Source organism: Puniceibacterium confluentis, from assembly GCF_007923445.1.
Lineage (GTDB): Bacteria > Pseudomonadota > Alphaproteobacteria > Rhodobacterales > Rhodobacteraceae > Puniceibacterium > Puniceibacterium confluentis.
Genome location: NZ_VOJI01000120.1, coordinates 1 through 561 on the forward strand (window position 1 = coordinate 1; position 561 = coordinate 561).

Consider the following 561-nt stretch of genomic DNA (forward strand, 5'->3'; position numbering starts at 1 on the left):
CATAACTTGTAAAACAAAACGTAAGCGCTTGATCACTTGTTTAAATGGATCAGTTTTCTTTTCATTGCTTGCATTTGAGAAACCCATCAGGAAGTGCGAGGTTAGAGCTCTGTAAAACCGGTTTAAGCACCCCAGTCGGTCCATATTGCCGACTGACCGTTCCAAGGCGGTAACTGTCGGGTTTGCTCTTTTCGTTAAATGACTCATCACAAATTTGTTCTTACTTTTCGCTTGGCTTGCATGTGAAATACCTTTGTTCTGTGCCTTTTCGGAGTTTGGTATATGTTGCAATACTCATAGGACTTTGTCATATATTCTTATTCATGATCACAACAATGTTACTTGTGCAGTGTGGCGGTCGTAAAAAATCTCCCCGTGCATGTAATCTATGTTGTCATTTAATTCATCCTATAAGGATTGTTACGTGTATTTCCTTTGATGGACATTGAACTTTGGTTATTCAATTCCATCTTCACGTGAACAGGATGCTTAAACCATTTATTCGTCTCTGGTCGTGTATGTTAATGATTCAGAAAGTTAATTTTATTTATAGTCAACCAT

Annotated in this window: 1 protein-coding gene; it reads right to left on the reverse strand. The window is 38.0% G+C overall.

Annotated elements, in window-relative coordinates; all coding sequences use genetic code 11:
- The coding region (locus FOY53_RS23570) for a hypothetical protein (protein ID WP_222435345.1) at positions 1-291 on the reverse strand (291 nt) is incomplete at its 3' end.
- Positions 292-561 lie beyond the last annotated feature (270 nt).